The sequence below is a fragment of the Pseudomonas sp. XP1 genome, from assembly GCF_053557675.1.
Map to the genome: position 1 here is coordinate 51,192 of NZ_JBNRIJ010000017.1, position 4,217 is coordinate 55,408.

General features: G+C 63.6%; 3 protein-coding genes. 2 read left to right on the top strand and 1 reads right to left on the bottom strand.

Annotated elements, in window-relative coordinates; translation table 11 throughout:
- The coding region (gene hisN, locus ACK1U9_RS16130) for a histidinol-phosphatase (RefSeq protein WP_449110011.1) at positions 1-758 on the bottom strand (758 nt) is incomplete at its 3' end.
- A 147-nt stretch (positions 759-905) separates the two neighbouring features.
- On the opposite strand from hisN, the gene ACK1U9_RS16135 reads away from it, so the two are divergent.
- Positions 906-1,796 carry a universal stress protein gene (locus tag ACK1U9_RS16135; RefSeq protein WP_046614219.1) on the top strand — a complete coding sequence of 297 codons (891 nt, stop codon included), beginning with the start codon at positions 906-908 and terminating at the stop codon, positions 1,794-1,796.
- A gap of 242 nt (positions 1,797-2,038) precedes the next feature.
- On the top strand, positions 2,039-4,168 hold the full coding sequence (locus ACK1U9_RS16140) for a TonB-dependent siderophore receptor (protein WP_135001950.1): 2,130 nt from the start codon (positions 2,039-2,041) through the stop codon (positions 4,166-4,168).
- Positions 4,169-4,217 lie beyond the last annotated feature (49 nt).

The following is a 4,217-nucleotide window of genomic DNA, read 5'->3' on the forward strand; positions in this document are numbered from 1 at the left end:
GCATGCAGCGCCGGGTCACCACAGGCCACTACACACCCGCCGTTCTGCGCACTGCTGCCATCCCACGCCGTGATCACCCCGCCCGCCCCTTCGATGATCGGCATCAGCGCCTGCACGTCGTAAGGCTGCAGGCTCGCCTCGACGATCACGTCGACAAACCCGCAAGCCAGCATGCAGTAGGCATAGCAGTCGCCACCGTAGCGCATCAGGCGCGCCTTGCCGGCAACGGCCTCGAACGCAGCCTTGCGCGCGGCGGTATCGAACATGTCCGGCGTGGTGCACATCAGCGTGGCCGAGGCCAGGTCGGCACAGGCGCGGGTCTTCAATGGCGTACCGCTACGCCAGGCGCCTTCCGGTGTGCCGACAAAGCGTTCGCCGGTAAACGGCTGGTTCATCACCCCGACCACCGGGCGCGTGCCGTCGTTCAGGGCAATCAGCGTGCCCCACAGCGGCAGGCCGGTGATGAAAGCGCGAGTACCGTCGATCGGGTCGAGCACCCAGGTCAGTGGGCTGCTGCCCACTGCCACGCCGGCCTCTTCACCGAGAATGCCATGGTCGGGGTAGCGTGCCTGGATCAGTTCGCGCATGGCGTCCTCGGCTGCCTTGTCGGCCACGGTCACCGGGTCGTAAAGGCGCCCGCCCTTGTCCTCGACGTCCAGGCTGGCGCGAAAGTATGGCTTGATCGCCACGGCAGCAGCATCGGCCAGTTGCTCGGCAAAGGCGCGGAATTCGCCGATCTGTTCAGCACTCAGGGACATGGGGCGGGCCTCGTGAAAATGATGGGGCCCGCATAATACCCGACACGCCGTGCCGCGCCAGCCTCCATCGGCCGCCCATGCGGCCCCGCGCGGTCTAGACTGAACAAGACCAGATCACCGGGGGGCTGCCACACGTGGAGGTGTGAGATGAGCCAATTCAAGCGTCTGTTCGTCATGCTCGGCCCGCAGATGCGCCACACGCCGGCGCTGCAACGCGCTGCGGCGTTGGCGGAGTCCAGCGGTGCGTTGCTGGATATCAACGTGTTCGTCGACGATGTCGACACCTTCGGTTTGATGAGCGATAGCCGCGAGCGTGAGCGACTGCTCAGCGACAACCGCCAATGGTTGGCGGACGAAGCCGAGCAATTGGCCAACGCCGGCCTGGATGTGTCTACCGAGCTGCTGCTGACCCGCGACCCGCTGGGTAGCGTGCTGGAGCGAGTCGAACGGCTGGGTTGCGACCTGCTGATCAAGGACGTGCAGCACGAACCGGTGCTCAAGCGCCTGCTGGTAACGCCATTGGACTGGCAGTTGCTGAAGGACAGCCCGGTCGCCGTGCACCTGGTCAGTGATATCCGCCTGCCCCTGCCCCGGCAGATTGCCGCTGCGGTGGACCTGAACAGCCACGGTGCCGGCGAGCACCTGGATGAGCAGGTGATCCACTGTGCTCATGCCCTGGCCCTGCAGTGCAATGCCGAACTGCACCTGCTGCATGTGTGCGACGCGGCCAAGACCCACATCGCCGACTTTGGCGCCGGCACTGTGACCATGCCCGGCTTTGATGCCAGCGTGCGGACCGCGCAGCGGGCAGCGTTCAACCGGCTGGGCGACCACCACCAGATCCCGCTGGAACGCAGGCACTTCCTGGAAGGGGCCGCGATCAAGGCGATTGCCCAGTTCGTCGGCCACAGCCGGGCGGATGTGATCGTGATGGGCAGCCACCGGCATGACGCCATGCAGACGTTTCTGGGCGGGACCACGGCGCATGTGCTGGAGCATCCGCTGTGCAATGTGCTGGCGATCAAGGCGGTTCGCTGAGTGCTGCTTCACCTGAACTGGCCTATTCGCGGGCGCGCCCGCTCCCACAGGATCTTCACAAGCTCAGGCTTTGTGCTTGACCTGTGGGAGCGGGCGTGCCCGCGAAGAATCCAGCACAAATTCCACTTGGTATCTGGTACACCAGTGCCACATAAAAAGAATGCATTTGATAATGATTCGTAGTAGTCTCTCGGCGCTTGCCCACCCTGTCCTCAGCGCCCTACTCCAGGATCGTACCGTCGATGCGTCGCACGTTCGTTTCGCTTTGTGTGCTTCATGCTGTCTCCCCGCTGGCCTTTGCCGAGCCTGAACCGCTCGGCGAACCCGCCCAGATCGAACTCCAGGCCCTGAACATCACCAGCAGCGCCGACAGCGAACGTGCCGATGGCCCGGTCGATGGCTACAAGGCTACCCGCTCGGCCAGTGCCACCCGCACCGACACCGCCCTGCACGAAACCCCGCAATCGGTCAGCGTGGTGCCCAAGGATGTACTGGAAGATACCGGCGCCACGCGTCTGCAGGACGGCCTGGACTATGCCGGCGGTGTCGGCCGCGCCAACAACTTCGGCGGCCAGGGCCTGACCACTTTCACCGTACGTGGCTTCACCACCGGCGAGTTCTACCGCAACGGTTTCCCGATCAACCGCGGCTACCCCAACGCACCCGACGCCAACACCGTCGAGCGCCTGGAAGTGATCCGTGGCCCGGCCAGCAGCCTGTATGGCCGTGGCGACCCCGGCGGCACCTTCAACGTGGTCAGCAAGCAGCCGCTGCCGGAATCCAAGGTCACCCTGGGCAGCCAGTTCGATGACCAGGGCATGCACCGTGCGACCCTGGACGCCACGGGGCCGCTGAACCAGGACGGCTCGCTGGCCTACCGCCTGAACCTGCTGGGCGAAGGCGGCGAAAGCTTCCGTGACGACGTGGAAAGCGAGCGCTATGACGTTGCGCCGGTGCTCAGCTGGCAGGTCAACGACAGTACGAAGATCGTCTTCGAGGGCGATTTCATGCGCAACAACCACCCGCTGGACCGTGGCCTGACCCGCTACGCCACCCAGACCGGCAGTGCCTCGCGGGACACCTATATCTGGGAAAAGGGCAGCGACAACCTGCTGCACAATGACAACAACATGGCTCAGGTGCGCTTCGAACACCTGCTCAACGACAACTGGACGCTGGGTGGAGGCTTCCAGTACCTCGATGGCTCACTCAAAGGCAATGCTGTAGAGGCCACCAGTGCCCCCGCAGATGGCCGTACCCTGCAGCGCAACTTCAATTACCGCAAGCTGGAGTGGACCGACCGCGACTGGCAGTTGAACCTCACCGGGCATTTCGATACAGGTGCGTTCAGCCATACCTTGCTGACCGGCGTCGAGTACGAGAACTACCACTACAGTTCGATCATTCGACGTTCCACCGCGCCCTACACAGTCGATATCTACAACCCGGTACTAGGCCAGCCACGGCCGGAGCTGGCAGCGGTACCAACAACCTGGGACAGCGAGAAGCTCGAGACCTGGGCGTATTTCATCCAGGACCAGGTGGCCCTGACGGAGCGCCTGAAGGCACTTGCAGGTGTACGCTTCGAGCGTTTCGAGCATGATTACGACGACAAGCGGCCCGCAAACCGCGACTTCAGCAAAGGCGAAAACGGCGTCACCCCACGCTTCGGCCTGATCTACGACCTGACCGATACGGTTGCGGTCTATGCCAACACCGCGCGCTCATTCAAGCCCAATACAGGCACACCAAGCGGGGGCGGAGGCTTCGACCCGGAAAAAGGCAAATCCTACGAACTGGGTGTGAAATGGGAGGCACTCGACCGCCAGCTGAGTATCGACGCGGCGATCTATCACATTGTCAAGGAGAACGTCCTGGCGCGCGACCCGAACGACCCAACCGGTACCTACAGTATTGCGGCCGGCGAAGTGCGCAGCCGTGGCCTGGACATCAACATCGCCGGCAACCTGACGCCGGAGTGGCGCGTGATCGGTGGTTATGCCTACGTGGACGCCGAAGTGACCCAGGATACGACCCTGCCCAAGGGCACGCGCCTGGCCAACATCCCGCGCAACAGCTTCAGCCTGCTGAACACCTACGAGTTCCAGGATGGCCTGGCCAAGGGGCTGGGGTTGGGGGTTGGGGTGAAGTACGTGGATGATCGGGCCGGCCAGACGGCAGCCACGACCTACACAATGGAGCGCTACAGCGTGGTCGACCTGCTGAGCTTCTACAAGGTCAACGAACACGTGCGGTTGAACCTGGACGTGAAGAACGTGTTCAACAAGGGCTATGACGAGGGCGCGTTCAACAACTACGTCTACCCGGGTGCGCCGCGGACGGTGCAGGCTGGAGTTTCGTATACCTTCTGACCGTTCCTGGGGCTGCTTTGCAGCCCATCGCGACACAAGGCCGCTCCTA